This window comes from Pseudomonas sp. NBRC 111140, from assembly GCF_001320885.1.
Taxonomy (GTDB): Bacteria; Pseudomonadota; Gammaproteobacteria; order Pseudomonadales; family Pseudomonadaceae; genus Aquipseudomonas; species Aquipseudomonas putida_P.
Genome location: NZ_BCBQ01000004.1, coordinates 23,831 through 41,322 on the forward strand (window position 1 = coordinate 23,831; position 17,492 = coordinate 41,322).

The following is a 17,492-nucleotide window of genomic DNA, read 5'->3' on the forward strand; positions in this document are numbered from 1 at the left end:
GGACTTAACTGCTTGGGAAAACGATTCGGGTAAGACCTGCGATGATGGCGGCCTTTGGAGGATCGCTTCACGTGGAGAAATAACGTGAAGGTAGAGGGGGCTTTGCACGCAATGCTGACCATGATGGGCACCGCTTGTTTGTATTTATGAACACATCATGCATCACTGGAATGCTAGCATGCAAGATGTCTTTCGATGGACGGAGCCAGTTTTGGCTGCTCCTGTTCGAAGCGCGTATTCATGGTCTCGATGGCGAGTGAACTGTGTCGATGCGTATCACTGGGATAGTGCAGCCCTTTGGGTCGCAGGTCGCCCATTTCCCGGCAGGGCTTCCTCACCCTATGGCTTCAATGGGTACAGCACCATCAGGGGCGCATGGGGGGGCCGGGTGCTGCAGGTCATAAGTGCTTATCAGTCGCTGGATCGACTAGGAGGTTCAATGGCGGATCGTTGCACAGTGGTAGCCGAACCCTGTATACCGGGGGAAGGACGCCTGCTGGCGTTCGCGAAACCGCCTAGCTCCGAACACGCTGGGCCGAGACCGTAAGTAAGGCACGTTTTTCGTGCTTGAGGTGCGTAGGCAGTATGAGCAACTTTTTTTGGCTACTGGGTGCGTTCGCACTGTTTGTTGCGGTTGTATGGGGATGGATCAAGTGGTCGCGTCGGGGGCAGCGGAAGATCTCGAAGGCAGCCGACAAAGGTTGGGAGGAGGCTGGTCGAAAGTTCTAGCGCGAACCCAGCGCAATCCAATGGAAAATCAATCAGTCGTGACTAGGACGGAAGCGAGGAGAAGCTAATGGGGACGCAGAGGATTGATGACAAGCACGACGTGACCATGCGACCACCCGATAAAATCGCACCTAGGCATTACCGGTGCGAAGCAATCATTGGACTAACCAATGGCTCAATGACGAACTCTCGGTTCATTGGTGAGGGCTCTACGGCAGCGCAAGCCGAGAGTGCTGCCCTTGGCAAGGCCCGGTCTGCTATCCATGCTGGACAGGTCAAGTATCGTGATGCCACTCCTTTCGCTGAGTAGGAACTATGGAGCAACCCCCAACCCCAACCCCAACCCCATGCCCTGACCCAGAGCCTGGCGCAGTGTTCTTCCGTATCTACCAGGATCAAACCTTACGTCGGATGTACGAGCTGAGCAGAACGAACCGGACCTTTCAACCCTTCCTGCTGAGCGATGGTGGCTATCCCATGGATCTCGCCCATTGCGTACGTGGGCAGCGCTATTGACCTTCGGGTGGAAACCGCGCTTGGTTTAGTTGCTCAGTTCCAACCCGAACCACACCCGGTCGAGCCGGGATAGAGGAAAAATGCCACGGACTTACCCTCCAGGATACTGCCCTGATAAATGCTCTGGTGGTCAGTCGGATCGTCAAATGACCATACAGGAGGGGTTGTTAAACATGCTCCCAGATGGGGTTCGTGACGTGATTGCTGCCAACGGCGGTGCTAAGCGCTGCACATACTGCGGCCTGGTCTATTTGTCGGCAGGCCTGCAATGCGGACGCCGCCTCGGATTCTGGAATTCCGGAGTTCGAGGCCAAGGCTGGGCAACGTAGGGATGATCTCTCGGATGCACCCAGGCCTGGGCCTTATGAGCCAGGGTAAATCCGGGCGTTCTCTAGTTGAATCGAAAAGCGTAGACACAGTCACAAAACCGTCTAGGCCAAGTTGGACGCCGACCACGGCGGAACGCCATATAATTCAAAGTGAAACAGGGAAAGTCACTAAATGTCAGTTATAGTCGATCCTCACATTGGTTTTCTAAGCTTCCAGGAAGCGGTGAGGGCGGGGAGAATTCAACTTGCAAAATGCGACAGTCACGCAAATCTCTATATGTTTCATGACACCCCAAAACCTGGTGTGCAACGTCTGACTTATGCGCTTGTAACGGGGGCAATGGCGACAACCTACGCCGTTTACGTTTTGGCAGAGCCCCTGAATGGAAAGCCTTGCTTCGGGTTAGGTTACGCGACGGATAGCGAGTATCGGGGGCAAGGTCTTGCGACAGAGGTTGTCCAGGCAAGTATGGCCGAATTGCAAAAAAATATGGCGCCGAGACTTCGTTCACCGGGCTTCTATGTCGAAGCGATCATTGGTGCTGATAACCTAGCTTCGCAGATCGTCGCGACACGCACTCTCAGTGGGCAACCTAAGCAAACGACGGACAAAGAATCGGGACAGCCAGCGCTCCAGTACGTGAAGCTGCTCGACGGTTAAGCGCGAGATGGAAAATTTCGCTATGCCCGAGCCTCGGCCCTGAAACACGAGGCCGTAAAGGCAGGCGACCATGATGAATAATGGCAATCCTGGCACTAAAAAAGGACGCGCACTATGGAATACCACGGTCTAGCCGATCTGACTCTCAAATACAGATCGCTCGGCGGCGAAAAGTCCGCTACCTGCAGTGGCATTACCGTGCAGCTATTCAGAGAGCCGAACTGGCGGTGGACGGTGATTTTCCACGACCCGACCAATCAGGCTCCACTCGACGGACTGATCCGCGCCGTCGTGAGGCTGCCCGATGGCCGTAGGCTTGAGGGCGCCGCCGAGCGAACGCCCAACCTAGGCGGTAATTTCACCCTGATTGAAGACAGAGAACGTTGAACGCGAGTATCGCAAGGATTGCCTTCCGATCGCGCCCGAGGCTGACATGACCGTAGCGCCCCCTACTCAAAGTCTTGTGCTGCCTCGGCGATGCAATCTGTGCCTGAGGCGCGGCAAGATGACCAAGGACCATCTATTCCCGAAGAGTCTCGTAGCTCCCGGGCAGCGTCGCGTGACGAGGATCGCGCAGCATGTGGATCCGAACTTCCGGGGACGTCAGGGCACATTCTTGGCGCAAAACGGCGTAACGAAATCGACGTTGTGTTCAGACTGCAATAATCGGGTACTGGGTGCAGAGCTCGATCCTGCATTGATCGACGCCTACAAAGCGGCCTCGAAGCCACTGGAATCGGCGAAATACCCTGTTATGGGACAGCTCTACCTGCATGGCGTGCAGCTCAACAAAGTTGCCCGCGCTGTGGCTGGTCATATAATTGCGCTGAGTGACAAAGCCGAGCCACGCTCACCTATGATCCGGCACCTGAGGCGATTCGTGCTTGGCCGAGCAGAGCTTCATTCCAGCCTGCAATTCCACATATGGCTCTACCCTTCATCCCGTCAGGGCATGTTGAAAGACCTATTCCATACGGTATTTGGTGCGGGCTATGAGCCGATGCAGATATCGGCCTTCAAGACTTACCCTCTCGCCTTTGCCTTCAGCAGTGTGATCCAGAACCCCAGCTACCGGCTGCATGGAGTAATGGATCTCACCGCATATGTTTCGGACGAATCAAAGGTATACAACCTAAAAATTCCGACTCGCCCACTTGTCGACTTCAACTGGCCGTATGCCCCTCACCGCAATGGCGCGATCCTTACGGGAAACACAGGCAGCCTGACCACTCACCCATTTAAGAGTGAGGCGCCTCAGCGGGTAAAAACGTTGCCTGATCACGTCGATAGTTGATCTTGGTGGACAGTGGCAAAAGCCCGCTCTTGGCGGGCTTTTTATGGTCTGCAGGATCGCTTTACAAGCTGTAAGGCTCGATGCCGATCTCCAGAGCGCCTTGGCCGGCGACGGGTCAATAACGGCCTCACCGGTGGTCGACGCGGCCTGATTGATGCCCACAGTCGCCGCTGTGAAGGGCGGTAGGTGCCGGTAGGTTATAGGTGTTATTCGATATTGCGTATTAAATAAATTAAATATAGATCATTATGGAATATAAAGCACATCATGTTGTGCCTTAGCTAAAAAATGACACTATATCTTGATTTGGCGGAAGCCATTTCGTACTCTCAAAGCGCTGGGTGTCGCCAGCGATGCAGTATCCCCATGCCAAACGTAAAGGTGGTTACTCCCAGGAGGGACTAATGGCGGTACCGTTGGATGCACTCTACGATCAGGACCTGAAGGCCACTCTGGAGTATTGGCAGCAGACCCCGAACTGTCGGGTCATCATGGCCTTCGAGGAGGGTGGTTGGAGGTTTGCAATCGTTCGAATCGACACGTTATCAGGCGCGCTTGATCATGCTGTCACTGGCGATTTGGGGGAGGACACCAAGGCGTTCTTGATCGCCTGGGCAGCAGCGAGGCCTGCATTCAGTATCAAGCTCGAGCTTCATGCTGTATCAGATATACCTGTGGTTGCTACCGACGTTACTCAGTTCGCAGAAGGCTTGGCTGCGCTTCCTGAAGCAAAGGCTACAAAAGGGGCTCTGACATGCTTCATAAAATGCCGTGAGGCTCTGCTTAGCGACCTCAAACGGCCTAGCCTGCCAGACCAGGTCGTTAACTGGGTCTATTCTAGGTCTGCCGGCATTTGTGAGTTTGAGGGCTGTGATGCCGTCTTGTTCAAGGATGATCGTGACCACTACGGCTATTATGGGTATCTCGCGCATATCGTAGCGGCTAAGGCCAAGGGACCTCGGGGCGATGAAAAGCTCTCCGCTGTCTTGGCGCAGTCGCCGAACAACATCATGCTCTGCTGCGACATCCATCACCGGTTAATAGACAAAGTCGACCCCGACAGCTATCCGCGTGAGCGACTAGAGGCCATGGTTGCGTCTCGGGTGAAATGGCGTACTCATCAGGTCAGGACACTGGCGTATCCGGTGGTTCATGCCCTGGCATTCATTGGCGACATCGCAGGTAGAACCACCTCGTTCTCTCAGCACGATGCCCGTAGGGCTTTGCTGCAAGCTCAGTTGACCCCGACCAGCGAAAGGGTTGCTGAGTTCCTGCTACGCGACTCCCAGGGCGGCAATGACGTGAATGACCCGGGTTATTGGTCGTCGTTCTTGAGAGCATTCCGGTCTCAGATCTTGCACATCCACGAAGCGGTTCGTGGACACGGCGCATTTGGTACCCAAGCAGAGCAGTTGGCAATCTTTCCGTTGGGCAACATGCCGGCAATGTTGCTGGGCGGATGGTTGATCGGCGAGGCTCGCCGGGTTGAATTATTTAGCTTCAGACGCAATCACGGCACATGGGTACGCCCTGAGACGAATCCAGCACCTGTGACCTTCACTTGGACTAAGCCAGACCAGCCCCCTTCGCCCGCGGGTAGGGTGCTGATCACTCTGGAATTGACTGCGGAAATCACTGACTCGGCGCTGAATGAAGAGCTTCTGTCGATGCCCCGCATCCGTATTGAGCCCAGCGTCCATGGTGTTGATGTGGTTGTGCTCCCGAAGGCAATGGAGGCTTACCGGGTGGCTTGTCATGAGGCCTGGGCTTACGTCACTGATGTCCTCAAAGCATCGGAAGTATGTATATGCGCCATCGCCCCGGCAGCTGCAGTCTTTGCTTTTGGGATGAAGCTGCAGGCAAGGTTGCATCCACTAATCCACATGTACCAGATGGCTCCGCAGAAGCCGCCATTCAGGGCCTTCAGTCTCGGCCGGCACACCATCATTGCTCCACATGAACCACCCCATAACGAGCTGCAGCTCGAAGCCTTCTGAGCGCTGGCTGGACAATATCGGCTTCAACCCAATCAAGGAATTTCAACGTGGACCATGAAGAACGTAGCCTGACCACCGCAGTGGAAGCGCTTGAGTTGCCACCTGGTGCGTATGAGAGAGCTAAGCGCCGGTATGAATCGTTGGGGGAGTGGTTCAGCCGCAAGGAGTCAACGCTGGCGGATAACGATCCCCATATCTTCGTGCAGGGGTCATTTGCCCTCGGCACGGCGATCAAGCCGCTGCTGGAGGGTGAAAGCTATGATCTAGACCTCTCCTGCAAGCTGCGGGAGGAAGTGTTCCGCCATACTCACAGCCAGGCACAACTCAAGGAAATGGTGCGCCTCGAGCTCGAAGGCTACCGTGATGCCAAGCAAATCCGCGAGGATCTGGAAGAGAAGCATCGGTGCTGGCGTCTCTACTACCAGGATGATATGAATTTTCACATGGACGTAGTGCCCGGAGTTCCTGTGGATGAGGCCAGAAAACAAGCGCTTTCTATCGCCATGGAGAGTTTCGGCTTCAGGCAAGTGCTTGCGAACGATGTTGCGGAGTTGGCCGTTTACATCACTGATGATCAACGCCCTAACTACGAGGCAATCAGTGATGACTGGCTTCTAAGCAATCCTGATGGTTACTGCAAATGGTTTGAGTCGAAGTCAGACCCAGAGCCGGTCGGGCCGGCCGGGGCGGTAGTGACGATGGAAGCACAGGTTGATGAGGTGCCATTCCACTCAAGAAAAACTAATCTGCAGCAGGCAGTTCAGCTCCTCAAGCGGCATCGGGATGTCATGTACAAGGACGATCCGGATCCCAAGCCCATCTCGGTCATCATCACTACCCTGGCTGCAAGCAGTTATCTGCCCGCCGCGACGCTTGGAGAGGCCCTCACCTGCTGCTTAGGTGCTCTCAGCCACTTCGTCGAGTCAAATGCCAATGTGGTGCCGAACCCAGTCAACCCAAAAGAAAACTTTGCCGACCGCTGGGCAACCCTTGAAGGGAAAAAGCTTCGGTTGAAGGAAAACTTCCAACTCTGGGTACGCCAAGCACTACGTGACTTCGAGAAAATCCGCTCACTCGATGGGCAGTCTCTTATCGACCACTTGAAAGACGTGCTTGGCGTTAACGTTTCATTGAACCAGGTCGGCGCACCTGTCATGGCTTCAGCAGCATCGACGCCGGCGTCCACGATCGTCGTTACCAAGGCGCCGAGGCCATGGAGTGGTCGCGGTTGAGGGCATTCGATCCAGAGATAGAGGCATTTTTAGACGCCTATCCAATGATGCGGCATCGGCCAACAGTGGCCGGTGCTGTCAGGTTGGCTGGCCGTTTAGTGTTCTCTGCGTTTTCGGAAGGGCTTCCGGAGTTAGGGGATGAGTATCGCGTCCAGATCGACATAGCCAAGCCCTTGGATCAGTCGCTGCCTCAGGTTTTCGAGACGGGTGGTCGAATTGCCAGGGAGAGGGTGAATCATGTGAACCCTGATGGCTCACTCTGTCTGGGCTCTCTGCTCAGTCAGCGCCTTGTCCTCGGTGCCAAGCCAACCTTGACTGACTTCGTCGAAAAGTGCGTCATTCCGTTTCTTTATGCTCATAGCTTGCGTGAGCAAGGCTTGGCACTGTTCCCTTTTGGTGAACTCGAGCATGGGGAGCAGGGCCTGATTGACGACTACCTCAAGATTTTTGGCGTGCCTGATTCTGCCAGTCTGCGATTGCTTATGAAAATGCTCGCACTTAAGCGGCGGCGAGCGAACAAGCTTTCTTGTATCTGCGGTTGCGGACGCCGCTTCGCGGCTTGCGGCCTTCATGCTCGTGCTCATGCCGCTCGGCGCACGCTTTCCCGCTTGGATATAAAACGAGCCTACAAAGAGATATGGTTTGAGGATGCTCACTAGTGCGGCGGTCAGCCTCTTGCGGTCGCGGGTGATGTCCTCATCACGGATGGCCAACTGCGTAGGTGTGGATCAGCACGCCAGCCGGCCAACAAACTCGTCGGTTTCTTACTGCGTAGTTTAAGACAGTGGTTCTGCTGCTCTTTTCACCTCGTATCGAAAAATTGATGGCTCATCCTGCGCGTGAGAGGGAAGGGCAACCCCCCAGGGGAACGCCGGACTGGATGACCGTTCGTATTGATAGACAATGGCCGAAGGTAGCAGTCTCCGATCATAGATACGCCCCAGATTGAATACCACGCTGTTTGGCGCGGCGATGATCAGGTGAATTGTCTTGGCCCCTTTAGCTAACAAGCCCTTCACAACTTGCAGGAATTGTTCTGCTAAGGCGCTTTGTTTTTCAAGGGACCAGTGGGCGTTGGACGAGAGATCGTCCATTTTCATGTGCAAAACAGGCAATTCTGGGAAAGTGGTTGCGATGCCGGCCTCGTCTACCGGATAAGAAATCGAAAGCGCCAGGACGACTTCTTCTACCTCTCCGGCGATAGAAGACGCAGCTTGAAGCCGCTGATTGTCGTCAACGCCGCTCTGAATCAAGCGCCATTGTCCGGCCCCTAGGCGGTCCCAATCAAAGACCTTAATTTTGCCTCCCGCGTCATCAATGAGGCACCCAGTCAAAAACGTGAATGGCACTGCCATGAGTCCGCCGTAGACGATCTCAATATCATCTTTGTTCTGCCCATCAAGGCGTCGGACCAGATCACCCCTTCCGTCCACCACCTTTTTCAGGGCCGCCTCTGGGCTTGTGATGCGGCCCTCGGTAATGCCTTCGCGAATATCGACGAGGATGGTGTCGACGTTACCTCCAATAGTGTTCTTGACCGTGGTGTCCAAAGGGCTATCGATTTTGAAAAGTCCTTTTTGCTCGAGGATCAGTACCCGTTGACGGGCCAGTTGCTGACGGTCGTGCAGGTTGATGCAAACCCCAAGCACAATCATCAGTACGCCAACGCCGAATGCAGTCAGGCTGATCCAGGTGGCAGGTCCGCCTGAGGTGTCTACGCTGGCCTGTAGCTGGGTCGAATCGCTTTTATACACAATTTGCCCGACGATCCCGCCGGCAAGCGAAAGGCCTATGACTAAAGCGCCGCTGCGGATCAGCGTTACGCCCAGGTTTTTGGGGCGCACAAACCAGTCGACTAGCTTTCTTCCCCAATTCAGCAATTCTTCCTTAAGCATAAGTACATCCTAGGTCTGGTTGGCTGCCGCAATCTTAAAACTGACTGCAGGTGGTTAGTTGATCGGGCGGGCTAGGGTGAAATTAATAGATTTAGCAATTCAACAGGTCGGAAAAACTATAAGCGTTGGTGAGAATGATATCAAACTGTCCGGATAGGTAAAATTTCTTGCGCACTTTGGATTCGTTTTTTCGTCGGGCATAGATGATTGCATCAGGTTGACATGCTAAGCAAGCTAATGATTGAATGTTTAGACTTACTCACTGAAGGTTATTTTCATGTCTAAACTCGCTGAATTTCGTGCCCTTGAGCAAAAGCTTGCGGCGCAGCTGGCCGAGCTGGAAAGCTTGAAAAATGACAGCGCGCTGAAGCAAGAAATCGAATTTGAAGGAAAGCTGCGTTCTTTGTTGGGAGAATATGGTTACAGCTTGCGCGACGTAATTCAGATTTTGGACCCCAGCGCTCGTGCAGTAGTAGCAGTCCTGCCGGCCAAAAATGCTCGAAAACCTCGTCAAATGAAGGTCTTCAAAAACCCCCACACGGGAGAGGTGGTTGAAACCAAGGGTGGGAATCATCGTACCCTGAAAGAATGGAAAGCTCAGTACGGTGCCGGTACCGTAGAGTCCTGGCTTTCTTGAGTCCCTCACTGATCCTGTTTCCCAACAAGGTGGCCCAGATTGGCGGCCACCGTACCCTTCAAGGCAGGCAAATGAGTGCTGCCTTGAGCGAGTCAGGTGCTGAGCAGGATTTGGGTCTTGTGGGATTTTCTATGCGTGGCGGATTTTGGAGCGACGATGAGTACTCGATTCAGAATAACCATTGAAGACTGGGATGGAGACGGAGCCATCCGCATACCCGACCAAGCCTTGCAAGAGCTTGGCGCTGACGTTGGGGATTCGCTCTATCTGATTGAAGAGTTTGTCGGTACTACACGCTGTTTGGTGCTCTCAAAGACGCCAAAAATTCCGGATTGCGTGGACGAGCTATTTGGCGTTTAAATACTTATTGCCATATTCCAATATGCTCGGCTGCTAGCCTGTGTTCTAGTAGCATAGAGAATTCGACCCTGCAGATCGTCAGGTGTCTATCCAGGAGGTAAGGGAATGAGCACTGAAGAACTTTATATTTCTATAGATATTGAGGCTTCGGGCCCGATCCCTGGAGAGTACAGCATGCTCTCCCTTGGGGCGTGTGTTGTCGGGTGCCCAGATCAGGCTATCTACCTGGAACTAAAGCCAGACAGCCCCAAGCACGATCCTGAAGCGGTGGCTGTAACGGGATTCGATCTGCAGGAGTTGACAGTTACAGGAATTGTTCCCGTACAAGCGATGCAGAGGCTTGCGGAATGGTTGGCCAATGTCAGTCTGCCCGGTCAAAGAGCTGTATTTGTCGGTCTTAACGCTCCTTTTGATTGGTCGTTTGTCAATTATTACTTTCATAAGTATGTGGGGGAGAACCCCTTCGGGTTTGCGGCACTTGATATCAAGGCCTATTACATGGGGGCTTTCAATCTCGATTGGAAGCAGACCAAATCATCGCACATGAGTGCAAATCTACTACCGCAGTCATCTCCCACGCATAATGCGCTGGATGACGCGCGCTATCAGGCAGAGCTTTTCCAGTTGATGCTGCAGCGTAGGGCAGCGCTGCCCTGATCAGTTGGCCAAGGCGGCTTCCACGCATTTCCCGTCACGGAACAACCACGCCTTGATGCCGTCGGGTTCTGGGGATAGGCCTACAATCACTGCGATCGGGTGAGGTAGTTCCTGCGCGTAGCGTGCTGCGAATCGAGAAAAGCTTGCTATATCTGTGGGTGAAATCGCCGGAACGGTTTGCGGATGTGTATGCCAATACCCCACAAGCCGAAGCCCTTGTGCATTGGCCGATTCAATTTCCCTGCGGCAGCGGTCAGCGTCGAGTTCCAGCCAGGACCATCCAGCGCGGTCTCTTGCATGTGGCGGTGTGGCGAGGCTCATGATCAATCCAGCGGGGTTCGCCAGGTCGACAAACAGTTGACCACCTCTTTCAGTTCTCCACGTTCGTTGCCTGTACTGATCGAGCACTTCGGCAACAGCTTGGGAAACCGACAAGCGAACATCGATGCCAGGCCATTGCCATGCCCACGCTATAGCACTCACTGCTTACCACTCTCCGCATCTGGCCAATCACGTTCAAGCACGATGTGTTGGACGCCATCTGCTAAGGGTGGCCCGCTGTAAGTGCCCTCATGAGTAGGAATGTCCTGAGGTCGATAGATACTTGTGGTCCACACAGGTTTGGTGATCTGCCCGGTAAGACCCCGCAATGCTACTTGGGTAACCATCGACGCCACGTTGACCATGCCTGAGGCGCCTCCAGGGATGAAGGTTTGGCCACACGCCGGCAGTGAAACCACCCCGCCACCGTTCGGCCACTCGGTGTACTTGAAGTTGAAATTACCAGTGTCATCGAACAAGGGGCGTCCATCATGCTGCCCCTGTGGCGCTAAGAGCGCATGCCCAACAAACGAGTGAGGCTCACTCCACGCTTGCAGGAGATTCCAGCCTGCGGCTTGCGCTTTGCGGAACCACAGGGCTACTTCCGATGACCAGTCTGCAGTGGTGACAAGCACCATGTCTGCATTGTCGAAAATTTCCGGCATCTTGAGCAGCATGAGCTCAGCGAAATCCATGAAGGCTGTGACCTTAACGGTAGGCAGATCATGCGTAATCTTTTCGGCAAGAGCAGTCGCTTTTGACTGAGCGAGATCGTCGGCCCCTAGTACATGACGTCCCAGATTCGCAGACTCTAGGATGTCAGGGTCGATGAGGACGAGCTCTCCCACGCCCGAGCGGGCCAATTGTAAGGCAACAGTGCTCCCCAGCGAGCCGACGCCGACCATTACTACTTTGGACTTTTCCAGACTCTTGGCGGTACCGCTGAGGTCGCGGGAAAGAATGTCATCCCGATCTAACACATTGAGGATGGCGCCCCTCACCAGAACAGGCGAGTGGGATGGCTGATTCTTGCCTGACCATCGCCGAGCTGAGCGAAAGCCATACCAGCGGCCATGGTCTGGTTGTTTACTGTAAGAACGGACATCTAGGCAATACAGAGGCGCTCCTGTGGGGCCGGGTAACTCAAGTACAAGCCACCGATTGGCCAGTGAGCCCTTTCCGGAGAACCAGGCCAGGAATTGCTTGCTATCGTCTGGGCTGAGGTGCGGTGTCAGCCATTCCAGCAAGCGATCAGGAGTTGGACATTGGATATCGGGGTAGGTCAGCAACTTCAGATAGAAGCCTGCGACTGCTGGTGCTTTGATTTTCGCGCTTAACCCAAGCGTACGGTTGATATGCGTTCTGAGTAATTGCACATCCGGTGCAAGCCAGGCGGTACGGGTGCGTCGGCCAGGGCGAGGGTCGCTGGTTGCAAACAGTTCTGATGCCGCCTTAGGCCTCTCCAGCAGCAAGACATCTTGAGGAGAAATATCAAGCTGCATGTTCCAATACGAGGTAAATTCTTTTTCGAATTCAGTGTCACGCAATGCAGGATCGGCATCTGTTCGAACAAACTCAAGAATTGCCCCAAGCCGTACGAGGCAGTCCTGTACCACTGTTTCCGGATCTCCCGTAATTGGCCTTTCGCGGAAACCGTGCAGACAGAGCCCGGATCTAGTGGCATGCGGCCATGCGAGCCAGGGGGACGGCTCGACTTGGATCCTCAGCGAGACCAATGGAAACTGGTTTGGAAACGCTATGCGCAGCTGCCTTTCAATGCCGGTGTAGTCGGGTGGGAGAGGCAACAGAAAGCTGGCGGCTTCGCCTTGTTTTCGATCTGTGGTTCTAAGGATCGTAGTCGCAACTTCCTCGCCTATAAATGCGCGAAGCGCGGCGATGCCACGCTCCACGGCCGTGGATAGGTTGGGCTTAACCGAGGCGTTCAACTGGCTTCACATTCGTTTGTGGAGTGGCGTGGCTCGAGCTGCCAAAGATTGCAGTAGCGGCTAAGATGTTTTTGGTAGTCCCAACTTTTCGACCAGCCATCGTCCAGTGCCCCGGAATTTCGTTGTTGACCTCTGTAATCACACTCTGGCCGATCCCGAAGCTTCGCTTCATGACGTTGGCGAATGAGTCAGCGCTGTCGTGGGGCTGCAGGCCAAGCATAAAGGCAACCAATGCACTCGCATGCCAATTGTCAAAGGCTTGGCAGTATTTGTGTCCTTCCTCAGGCCTATTCCATTTCTCCGCAAAGTTTTCACCGGGATCTCGAGGGTTCACCACATAGTACTTCCCAGCAAAGACTTTGATCTCCTCAGGTATTTTTTCCACAATCTTGAGGATCGCATCGATCGGGGTCAGTGGAGTGTGATGTGACTCTTTTACCACCTTGAGGTAGGCATGAGTTGCCAAGGTGGTGATCACGGCAGAAATAGGGCGGTAATCCTCATTTCGCGTTTCAATTGCCCATTCATCGCGGTGCCGTTTAAGCAGTTTGATGGTGGCTCGCAAAGGATCGAGCTTGTCGTACTCCTGATACGAGGGAAGGGGCTCTTGTGTGGCAGAGTCCATGGCTCGACTCTCATTGGCCACAAAGCTCTTGAGGAGCTCCAGCGAGATTTTTTGCTCCGAAGCGCTATGTAGCCAGTCGGCATACGGGATTGGGCTACTGGCCTTCCAGCCTGTGACACGGTCAGGTACTTCAAGTTTTCCTTGACCGTTACTCTCGTTATTCCCCTGCACCGCACGCGCAGGTGTGATGTCAATGTGGAATCCAGGGTTTTCGTCTGCGTACTCGATACGGATTCCTCGGCGCAGCTGGACAATATCCGATTGCACTCGGCTGCCTTCACGGAAGCGCTGTTCTATAGCTGCTAGAACCGTGTCGGCATCTGCATCACCGGCATTGGGTAGCCAGACGATGGCATCAGCATCGATCGTGCCGAGATCTTTGGGGGCATCTTTGACTGGATTGATCGTAGTCTTGAGGCGCATTGAACCCTGAGGGAAGATATGCGCACCCTCAAGCAAAGGGTCTTTGGAGGCCGAGAGGATACTCTGCAGCTGTGAGTAGCGATCCTCAATCACCTTGTATTGGCTGGCAGTCAAAGAGATGCTGCTCGCAGCGCGCAGAAGTAGGCGTTCCCAGCTACTGCGCCTGGTTGATTCATCTTGTGTAATCATGGTCGAGTCTCGTCAGAAGTGTGGCCCAAGGTCATAAGGCGTAGGAATGGTTTAATAGCTCCATTCTTTCGCGTGTATAACGCATATGCTTCCTGCTGCTCCGGCGCTGCCAGAACCAATCTCTTTAGATGTACCGGCAATGAAGATGGTAGGGTTGCAGGTTGTAAATTTTTAGCTGATAAATAATGAGCGCGGTCGTAGGATGAAATCCCTAAGGGTGCTCACAGAAGTGCGCGGTGAAATTTGCCCAAGACTAGAGCTTGCACCGTTTTTCGCTGCCGAATTGACGGCGATTTTTTGACATCGATTTGCTGAATGTTTGACCCTCACCGCACAGGCCGAAGAGCTGGTGTGGATATTCTATAGACCAGATTTGATCATGGATCCAATAGGAAGTCAAAGAAGATAAACTTTGATGAATCGTTTCATCTAATTTTGCTTTTGAAGCAAAATATAGTGTTTTCAAATCGTAACTTGTAACTGATTTTAGGGGGTGCGACTTAATTATGTCGCACCTGGATTGCCTGCTTGATCTGCTTAATGCTGTTTAAGTGATCTCATGTTGAAAAAACTCAACGGCCTAGCGGGGAGAGCGTGTCCCGTGCGCGAGCAAAATTAGCGCGAGGTCTGAAAATGATTTCGAGCGTTGTACGTTTCAGCATTGGACACCGCTTTTGCTAGCTAGTGGCTGCAGCTTGTTAATTTTTTCTTGCGTTGGCGAGCGTCTTGCGCGCGCTTTGTATACTGTTTTTAATGCTGGTTGGCCTTGGTTTCTACGCTTTCCGTACACACGATCCTCATAATAGGTTTCGTCAATCGTGTGGTAGATGATCGAGTTTGGTACTTCGGTGTCATCGAAGCCTACCTCAAGTTTGGCGAGTGCCTCGGTGCGCCATTTCCTGGACCGGTTAGCATGAGGAGGGGTTGATATAATAATTTGTACAATTCGTATTTGCTCATCCCGCTGACAGCATTTCAGAAAATCCAGGAGCGCCCGCGGGGTCGCCAACAATATTACGCCGAAGGTGAGCTTGGGGTCCCCTTGTTGCTTAGTATGAACCTGGAAGAATGTTTCGCTAGTATCAACTCTAGGCCAACTCTTGTGGCTGGGGTCGACCTTGCCTATAAGAGTGATGACCTCTTCCTGGGGATCTGAAACAAACACGGCTTGAAACCTCAATCGAAACGGAGACGGAGTGGGTCGTACTGATTATTTAGGAGTACAACGAATTTTCTCATATATGCTGTATACAGCATAGCGTTTGAGTCCACATCAGGGCTTTATCGTTCCTTTTGTGGGTAACAAGATGGAACGCAAGTTGGCTTTTGGCTCCGCGCTTAAGGAGGTGCGGGTACGAAAGGAGATCGCACAAGAGCAGCTGGGGGCGAGCCAATCCTTCGTTTCCACAATTGAGCGTGGCATTCGCAGTCCAACGATCGAAAAAATGGAAGAATTTGCGGAGCGACTAGGAGTGAATCCTGCGACCCTGATTGTCTTGATGCAGGTCGGTCAGGAGGGCGATGTGGACGAGCTTCTGGCAAAAATCCGGGATGAAATCAGAGCGCTGAAGCGGGTAGGGGTTTAGCCGTTCTTCGGCTTATACGAAAAAGCCACCTTGGCCCTTGCGGCTCAGGTGGCTTTTTTCATTTCATGCGCTTATTTGGTGCGAGAATTCGGAAAATCTGAAATTCGTTCGGTTCTCGCTGAAAAATAAGGCCCGGACGATCAGTCCCAGCTCAGTGCACCACCAGTCTGATACTCGATCACGCGCGTCTCAAAGAAGTTCTTCTCCTTCTTCAAGTCCATGATTTCGCTCATCCAAGGGAACGGGTTGGTAGTCCCTGGGTACTCTTCTTTCAGACCAATCTGAGTCAGACGGCGGTTGGCGATGAACTTGAGGTAATCCTCCATCATCGCCGCGTTCATGCCCAGCACGCCGCGTGGCATGGTGTCACGGGCGTATTCGATTTCCAGCTGGGTCCCTTGCAGGATCATCTGGGTCGCTTCTTCCTTCATCGCCGCGTCCCACAGGTGCGGGTTTTCGATCTTGATCTGGTTGATCACGTCGATACCGAAGTTCAGGTGCATCGACTCGTCACGCAGGATGTACTGGAACTGCTCGGCCACGCCGGTCATCTTGTTGCGGCGGCCCATGGACAGGATCTGGGTGAAGCCGCAGTAGAAGAAGATGCCTTCCAGCACGCAGTAGTAGGCGATCAGGTTGCGCAGCAGCTCTTTGTCGGTTTCGACGGTGCCGGTGTTGAATTCCGGGTCGGAGATGGCGCGGGTGTACTTCAGGCCCCAGGCGGCTTTTTTCGCGACCGACGGGATCTCGTGGTACATGTTGAAGATCTCGCCTTCATCCATGCCCAGCGATTCGATGCAGTACTGGTAGGCGTGGGTGTGGATCGCCTCTTCGAAGGCCTGGCGCAGGATGTACTGGCGGCACTCGGGGTTGGTGATCAGGCGGTACACCGCCAGGGCCAGGTTGTTGGCAACCAGCGAGTCGGCGGTGGAGAAGAAGCCCAGGTTGCGCATGACGATGCGGCGCTCGTCTTCGGTCAGGCCGTCCTGGCTCTTCCACAGGGCGATGTCGGCGGTCATGTTGACCTCTTGCGGCATCCAGTGGTTGGCGCAGCCGTCCAGGTACTTCTGCCAGGCCCAGTCGTACTTGAACGGTACCAGCTGGTTGAGGTCGGCGCGGCAGTTGATCATGCGTTTTTCGTCAACTGCAACACGGGCCGAGGAACCCTCCAGCTCGGCCAGGCCTTCGGCAACGTCGAGGGCATCCAGGGCAGCCTTGGCACGTTTGACGGCTTCGGAGTCAGAAGCGGTGGCCGCACGGGCTTCCAGGGCGGCGGCACCACCGGCGCTGTCGAGCTTGTCGAGAGTGGCGGCGGCAGCGGCCTGCGCAGGGGTATTGCCTTTGGCGGCTACTTCGCCGTCTTCTTTGTCGAATTCGTCCCAGCTCAGCATGGTTTGGCTCCTGCTTGAGGGTCGCCCTGGGGCAACCGGTTGGATTTTAAGAATGTGATGCCTGACGCAAGGCCGTAACGGCGAATGGACAGCTCGAGAGGCTGACTCTCGTTTACATCTGAATGTGTTCTGGCTTGTACCTGGCCAGGCCTCTGGGAGGGGCCAGGACAATTGAAAGGTGCTCTTTTCAGAGGGGGCGAAGTATATAGGATTTCGCCTTCGATCGGGGCGCGTCTCTTGCGGGCGAGCGTAACTATTTCGACCGGAATTGCGTGCGTCCGTTCACCTGGTTCGTGTCGTTTGCTACGGGGAGGGAGTGTAGCGGCAAAATGCGAATGGCACTACATATTGTGCCATTTTATTTTTTTCACACATTATGTGGTGTTGGCGCGATCTTTGTAAGCTCGGCTTTGTGTCGCGATAGGGCCGCAAAGCGGCCCCGGCGATCATGCGGCGCTGCTGCAATCCTGGGGGCGCTTCACACCCCCATGCGACACGAGGCCGCTGCCACGGGTGTGCAGCGTTTCGACAATGTGTGTCTTGGGGTTGTTGCGTGCTTCTGCGACCGTGGTGAAACGCCCGGTTTCAGCATTGCGACCAATCTTGCGAGTTGTCTTTTTTTTCCGCGCCATGGGCTAATGTCCTGTTCGAGAGGTCTTGTTCTTTTACCGAGCCGCGCGAGCGGTGGGCAAAGGGCAAGATTT

At 54.1% G+C, this 17,492-nt stretch carries 16 protein-coding genes; 10 read left to right on the forward strand and 6 right to left on the reverse strand.

Annotated elements, in window-relative coordinates:
- The first annotated feature begins 1,746 nt into the window (after window positions 1–1,746).
- The 6 genes from APH42_RS02190 to APH42_RS29810 all read left to right on the forward strand — a co-directional run bounded on the left by APH42_RS02190 (window position 1,747) and on the right by APH42_RS29810 (window position 7,417).
- Window positions 1,747–2,235 carry a GNAT family N-acetyltransferase gene (locus APH42_RS02190; RefSeq protein WP_060492630.1) on the forward strand — a complete coding sequence of 163 codons (489 nt, stop codon included), beginning with the start codon at window positions 1,747–1,749 and terminating at the stop codon, window positions 2,233–2,235.
- A gap of 114 nt (window positions 2,236–2,349) precedes the next feature.
- Entirely contained in the window at window positions 2,350–2,622 is a 273-nt protein-coding gene (locus APH42_RS02195; RefSeq protein ID WP_060492631.1) for a hypothetical protein, read from the forward strand.
- A gap of 118 nt (window positions 2,623–2,740) precedes the next feature.
- Entirely contained in the window at window positions 2,741–3,529 is a 789-nt protein-coding gene (locus tag APH42_RS02200; protein ID WP_060492632.1) for a hypothetical protein, read from the forward strand.
- A gap of 404 nt (window positions 3,530–3,933) precedes the next feature.
- On the forward strand, window positions 3,934–5,526 hold the full coding sequence (locus APH42_RS02205; RefSeq protein ID WP_060492633.1) for an SAVED domain-containing protein: 1,593 nt from the start codon (window positions 3,934–3,936) through the stop codon (window positions 5,524–5,526).
- A gap of 47 nt (window positions 5,527–5,573) precedes the next feature.
- Window positions 5,574–6,758 carry a nucleotidyltransferase gene (locus APH42_RS02210; RefSeq protein ID WP_060492634.1) on the forward strand — a complete coding sequence of 395 codons (1,185 nt, stop codon included), beginning with the start codon at window positions 5,574–5,576 and terminating at the stop codon, window positions 6,756–6,758.
- On the forward strand, window positions 6,755–7,417 hold the full coding sequence (locus APH42_RS29810; RefSeq protein WP_156352713.1) for a hypothetical protein: 663 nt from the start codon (window positions 6,755–6,757) through the stop codon (window positions 7,415–7,417). The genes APH42_RS02210 and APH42_RS29810 overlap by 4 nt, the downstream gene beginning before the upstream one ends.
- Window positions 7,418–7,534: 117 nt before the next feature.
- On the opposite strand, the gene APH42_RS02220 is transcribed toward APH42_RS29810, so the two are convergent.
- Complete coding sequence (locus APH42_RS02220; RefSeq protein ID WP_060492636.1) at window positions 7,535–8,653, reverse strand: SAVED domain-containing protein; 1,119 nt, start codon at window positions 8,651–8,653, stop codon at window positions 7,535–7,537.
- A gap of 277 nt (window positions 8,654–8,930) precedes the next feature.
- On the opposite strand from APH42_RS02220, the gene APH42_RS28965 reads away from it, so the two are divergent.
- From APH42_RS28965 to APH42_RS02235, 3 genes are all read left to right on the forward strand, one after another.
- Window positions 8,931–9,290, forward strand: coding sequence for a histone-like nucleoid-structuring protein, MvaT/MvaU family (locus APH42_RS28965; RefSeq protein ID WP_082421367.1), 360 nt, complete (start codon window positions 8,931–8,933; stop codon window positions 9,288–9,290).
- A 156-nt stretch (window positions 9,291–9,446) separates the two neighbouring features.
- Window positions 9,447–9,650, forward strand: a complete 204-nt coding sequence (locus APH42_RS02230) for a hypothetical protein (protein WP_060492666.1) — start codon at window positions 9,447–9,449, stop codon at window positions 9,648–9,650.
- A gap of 105 nt (window positions 9,651–9,755) precedes the next feature.
- Complete coding sequence (locus APH42_RS02235; protein ID WP_060492638.1) at window positions 9,756–10,307, forward strand: 3'-5' exonuclease; 552 nt, start codon at window positions 9,756–9,758, stop codon at window positions 10,305–10,307.
- Here the strand turns inward: APH42_RS02235 and APH42_RS28970 are convergent, their stop codons facing one another.
- The 3 genes from APH42_RS28970 to APH42_RS02245 form a co-directional block, all read right to left on the reverse strand.
- Complete coding sequence (locus tag APH42_RS28970; protein WP_349496966.1) at window positions 10,308–10,628, reverse strand: Mov34/MPN/PAD-1 family protein; 321 nt, start codon at window positions 10,626–10,628, stop codon at window positions 10,308–10,310.
- 158 nt (window positions 10,629–10,786) lie between these two features.
- The gene (locus APH42_RS02240; RefSeq protein ID WP_060492639.1) at window positions 10,787–12,574 is read right to left on the reverse strand and encodes a ThiF family adenylyltransferase; all 1,788 of its coding nucleotides are present in this window, start codon (window positions 12,572–12,574) and stop codon (window positions 10,787–10,789) included.
- Window positions 12,558–13,811, reverse strand: coding sequence for a nucleotidyltransferase (locus APH42_RS02245; protein ID WP_060492640.1), 1,254 nt, complete (start codon window positions 13,809–13,811; stop codon window positions 12,558–12,560). Before APH42_RS02245 ends, APH42_RS02240 begins: the two co-directional genes overlap by 17 nt.
- A gap of 1,307 nt (window positions 13,812–15,118) precedes the next feature.
- Here APH42_RS02245 and APH42_RS02255 point away from each other — a divergent pair.
- Entirely contained in the window at window positions 15,119–15,397 is a 279-nt protein-coding gene (locus APH42_RS02255) for a helix-turn-helix domain-containing protein (RefSeq protein WP_082421369.1), read from the forward strand.
- 140 nt (window positions 15,398–15,537) lie between these two features.
- Here APH42_RS02255 and APH42_RS02260 read toward each other — a convergent pair whose 3' ends face one another.
- On the reverse strand, window positions 15,538–16,788 hold the full coding sequence (locus tag APH42_RS02260) for a ribonucleotide-diphosphate reductase subunit beta (protein ID WP_003254823.1): 1,251 nt from the start codon (window positions 16,786–16,788) through the stop codon (window positions 15,538–15,540).
- Window positions 16,789–17,234: 446 nt separating this feature from the next.
- Window positions 17,235–17,420, reverse strand: a complete 186-nt coding sequence (locus APH42_RS02265) for a hypothetical protein (protein ID WP_012273802.1) — start codon at window positions 17,418–17,420, stop codon at window positions 17,235–17,237.
- Between the last annotated feature and the right edge of the window lie 72 nt (window positions 17,421–17,492).